Source organism: Promicromonospora sp. NPDC060204 (assembly GCF_042728455.1).
Classification (GTDB): domain Bacteria; phylum Actinomycetota; class Actinomycetes; order Actinomycetales; family Cellulomonadaceae; genus Promicromonospora.
In genome coordinates this window covers 1-4,241 of record NZ_JBHWZO010000380.1, presented here as the reverse complement: position 1 = coordinate 4,241, position 4,241 = coordinate 1, and the positions used below count along the sequence as shown (strand labels likewise).

4 protein-coding genes are annotated in these 4,241 nt (G+C 73.2%); 2 read left to right on the top strand and 2 right to left on the bottom strand.

Going from position 1 to position 4,241, the window contains the following annotated elements:
• The coding region (locus ACFWEJ_RS27590) for a chromosome partitioning protein ParA (RefSeq protein ID WP_377232364.1) at window positions 1–1,363 on the top strand (1,363 nt) is incomplete at its 5' end.
• A gap of 102 nt (window positions 1,364–1,465) precedes the next feature.
• Here ACFWEJ_RS27590 and ACFWEJ_RS27585 read toward each other — a convergent pair.
• Together ACFWEJ_RS27585 and ACFWEJ_RS27580 are read right to left on the bottom strand one after the other, a co-directional pair.
• Window positions 1,466–2,284 carry a metal-dependent hydrolase gene (locus ACFWEJ_RS27585; RefSeq protein WP_377232363.1) on the bottom strand — a complete coding sequence of 273 codons (819 nt, stop codon included), beginning with the start codon at window positions 2,282–2,284 and terminating at the stop codon, window positions 1,466–1,468.
• Between the two features lie 149 nt (window positions 2,285–2,433).
• Window positions 2,434–2,913 (bottom strand): GNAT family N-acetyltransferase, encoded by a 480-nt coding sequence (locus ACFWEJ_RS27580; RefSeq protein WP_377232362.1) that lies wholly within the window; start codon window positions 2,911–2,913, stop codon window positions 2,434–2,436.
• 126 nt (window positions 2,914–3,039) lie between these two features.
• Between ACFWEJ_RS27580 and ACFWEJ_RS27575 the strand changes: the two genes are divergently transcribed.
• The gene (locus ACFWEJ_RS27575) at window positions 3,040–4,101 is read left to right on the top strand and encodes an LLM class flavin-dependent oxidoreductase (protein WP_377232361.1); all 1,062 of its coding nucleotides are present in this window, start codon (window positions 3,040–3,042) and stop codon (window positions 4,099–4,101) included.
• Window positions 4,102–4,241 lie beyond the last annotated feature (140 nt).

Here is a 4,241-nt window from a genome sequence, read left to right as displayed (position 1 = left end):
GATCGACACCGACACGGTGCGCCGCGCCCCGCGGGCGCCCGAGGGGTCGAACGGCGCCGGCCCTGCGTCCGCCCCGGAAGCCGGCCCTGCGTTCGCACCGGAGGTCCCGGCGTTCGCGCCGGACCCCGTGGAGAACCTGCCCGCCCCGGGCGTCGCGCCCACCATTCCGCTCCCGTCCGACGGCGGGCACGTCCCGTCCGACGTCGCGCACGCGGCCGGCGACAACGGCGTCGCCGACTGGGTCCGCGAGAACGCGGCCCAGGACCTCCCGGGCGCCATCCCGGGCGGCATTCCCGACGGCGTCCCCGGCGACCTCGCGACCCCGCTCCCGGCACCCGTGAACGGCGCCCCCACGGCCGACCACGCCGGTCCGGACGACGGGCTCTCCACGCCGCCGTCCGGCCCCGTGCGGACGGTCGAGGGCGACGCGCCGCGCTCGCGCCGCGAGGCGCGGCAGTCGTTCCTCACGCACCAGCAGGACGAGGACCCGGCCACCCAGGGCTTCCGCGGGATGCTGACCCGCATGGGCATCCGCGTGGGGCCGAGCGAGTCGGAACGGCTCGAGCGCGCCGACGAGCGCGCGGTGAGCCAGCACTGGCCCGGCCCGCGCACCATCTCGATGGTCAACGGCAAGGGCGGCGCGGGCAAGACACCGTCGACGGTGCTGCTCGCGGCGGTGTTCGCGCAGTTCGGTGGCGCGGGCGTCGTCACGTGGGACAACAACCAGACCCGCGGCACGCTGGGCTGGCGCACCGAGCAGGGCCCGCACGAGTCCACGCTGCTGGACCTGCTGCCGCAGACCGACCGGCTCCTGGGCCCGTCGGCGCAGGCCGCCGACCTCGCGCGGTACGTGCACCACCAGACGCGCGACCGGTTCGACGTGCTGCGGTCCAAGCCGATAGCGATGGCCAACGAGCAGCGCATCGAGCCGCAGGACGTGGACGCGATCCACTCCGTGCTCTCGAAGTACTACCGGATGATCCTCATCGACTCCGGCAACGACGAGTCCGACCCGATGTGGCAGCGGATGATCGACCTGACGGACCAGCTCGTGGTCGCCACCACGACGCGCGACGACCACGCCGAGGCCGGGGCCCTGCTGCTGGAGGCGCTCGGGACCCGCGACGGCCGGTCGGCGTACCTGGCCCAGCAGTCGGTGGTCGTGGTGAGCCAGGCCGACCCCAAGGAGTCGTCGGGCGAGCTGGAGAAGGTCGCCGACGGGTACCGGGCGCTGGCCCGCGAGGTCGTCACCATCCCGTTCGACCCGGCGATGGTCGACGGGCACCTGCGGTACGGGGCGCTGCGCCCGGAGACCCGGCGCGCCTGGCTCGCCGCCGGCGCCGCCGTCGCCGGCGGCCTCTGAGCGACGGGCTAGCAGCGACCCCGGAACGGCGTCCGGCCCCCACCCGTCAGTGGGCGAGGGCCGGACGTCGTCGTGCCAGGCGGCGGGTCGGCGGGGGAGGACTCAGCCCGGGAAGAGCCCGAGGAACTGGTTCCAGACCGCCATCGTGTCGTAGCCCATCTCGTTCAGCAGTGCCCACACGATGCCGACGACGGCGTACAGCGACACGGGGATGAGGAAGATCCACTCCCGGACCGACCCGGCGTCGCCCAGGATCGGCAGCGACAGGTTGCCGCCGGAGCGCCAGATCATGTCGAGCTCCAGGCCGCGCCCGTCGCGCATCCAGCGGGGGCTGCGGAACTTCAGCGGCCAGAGCAGCGGCACGCCGTTGGTCGTGATCATGTCGCCCAGGATGTGCACGATGCAGCCGAGCGCCACGCTGAACGGCATCCAGAACCATTCCTCGGGCGCGAAGATCGCGATGAGCACCGCCAGCGTGATCGACGTCGTCCACGGCAGGATCTTCGTGTCCCGCGTGATCTTGAGCGCCTTGAGCGCGAACGCGACCAGCAGCACGCACATGATGCCCGGCCCGATCAGGATGGCGCCGACCTGCTCGTTGCCCGTGTCGATGCTCAGGAAGCTGAGCCCCCAGGCGATGGCCGTGAACACGGCGACGCCGAGGATCGAGTGCGTGCCCTTGCGGTGCCCGCCCGAGACCGTCTCGATGACCTTGACCACGGCGTTCGAGACGGGTTTGAGCGAGTTCGCGATCGTGCCGGAGTGATGGTCGGCATCAGGCAGGAGCGCGGCTCCTGCGCAGACGAGCGCGCCGGCGACGACGCCGGCGTCCGTCACGGGGTACCAGCCGAACGCGATCGGCGTCGACGCGGTGACCGCTACCCAGGCCGCGGCTCCCGTCGCGGCGTGGTTGCCTCCCATCATGGTGGTGTGCGCTCCAGTTCCCGGGGTCTCCCCGAATCGGCAGTTTGGCCTTCTGACCAGGTATGTTCCTGGCCGGGGCACACCCTAGCGCGGGCTACCGACACAGAGCTGGAGGAGCACGCCGCGCGTGCCGCACCACGGTGGGGTCAGGCGCCCGTCACGTACGCGTAGTGGTGGAAGTTCTGGTCACGCACGAAGCCCTCGGACTCGTACAGCCCCTGTGCGGCGAGGTTGTCCCACGCGGTGGCCAGCGAGACCCGGATGGCGCCGGCCTCCTTGGCCAGGCGGCAGGTCTCCTGCACCAGGGCGCGCGCGGCGCCCGTCCCGCGCGACCCCGGGGCGACGAACAGGTCGTTCAGCACCCACGACCGGCTCAGGCTCACCGACGACCACGTGGGGTAGCTCTGGGCGAACCCGACCACCCGGGCGGGCTCTGCCGGGTCGCCGCCCTCCGCGGCCACCTCCGCGACGAGCAGCACGCTGTCGCCCGCGTCGCGGCGGGCGGTCAGGTAGGCCCGCGCCTCGGCGTCGGGCACCTCCTGGTCGTAGAACCTCAGGTACTGGCGGAAGAGGTCGACCACGGAGTCGACGTCCTCGTCGGTCGCAGCGCGCACATCAACAGACACGCACGTGATCATGTCAGGCCGACCGGGGTGGGCGCCATGACCTCCCGCGATACCGAAACCGGTACAGAACTGGTAAAGGGCGGCGGCCGAGGAACACGCCGGACCCCGCGACGGTTGACCAAGGCGATGAACACCCAGCCACGCTTGTCCGTCCTTGACCTCGTGCCCGTCCGCTCGGGCCAGACCAGCGCCCAGGCCCTGTCGGCCTCGCTCGACCTGGCGGCGCTCGCCGACCGGCTCGGCTACGAGCGCTACTGGTTCGCGGAGCACCACAACATGGCGGCCGTCGCCGCGTCGTCGCCGCCCGTGATGATCGCCGCGGCGGCCGCGCGCACCTCCCGCATCCGGGTGGGGTCGGGCGGTGTGATGCTGCCGAACCACGCCCCGCTCGTGGTCGCGGAGCAGTTCGCCGCGCTGGAGGCCGTGGCCCCCGGCCGCATCGACCTCGGCATCGGCCGCGCCCCGGGCAGCGACCCCGTGGTCACCTCGCTGCTGCGCGCCACGGGTCCGACGGCGGACGTAGACCGGTTCCCGCAGCACGTCACCGACATCATGGCCCTGATGGAGCCCGACGGCGCCCGGCTGCGCCTGGTCTCGGGCGACATCTACGACGTGCGGGCCACACCCGCCGCGGGTAGCGTGCCGACCGTGTGGCTGCTGGGCTCCAGCGACTACTCCGCGCGCCTGGCGGCCGAGCTCGGGCTGCCGTACGTGTTCGCGAACCACTTCTCCGGGCAGGGCATGGACCAGATCCTCGCCCTGTACCGGGACGGGTACCGGCCCTCGGAGGAGCACCCGGAGCCGCGCACGTTCGTGACGGTCAATGCGGTGGCGGCGCCGACGGCGGACGAGGCCCACGACCGCGCCCTGCCCCAGCTGCGGCAGATGGCCCGGCTGCGCTCCGGCCAGAAGCTCGGGCCGCTGGAGACCGTCGAGGAGGCGCTGCGCGCCACGGCCGACGAGCCCGCCGACGGCATGATCGCGCAGTCCATCGAGGCGATGCGGACACGCTGGCTGATCGGCGACGCCGAGCACGTTGCCGCCGAGGTGCGCGGCCTCGCGGAACGCCACGGCGTCGAGGAGGTCATGCTCGTGCCGGTGGCCGGATCGCGCGACGACGAGGCGCTGGACGCGACGTTCGGCCGCTCGCAGACGCTGGAGCTGGTGGCGGGCGCGCTCGGCGACTGACGGTCGCCGCGTGCCAGGCGGCACGACCGAGCAGGGCACGGGGTGGCGGATCCGCGGGTCCGGCCCCCCGTAGCGGGGGCCGGGGGTGTCCCGGCGGGGGAGCGGGGGGATTGTGGGGGTGGTGAACCCACAGGGTGGGT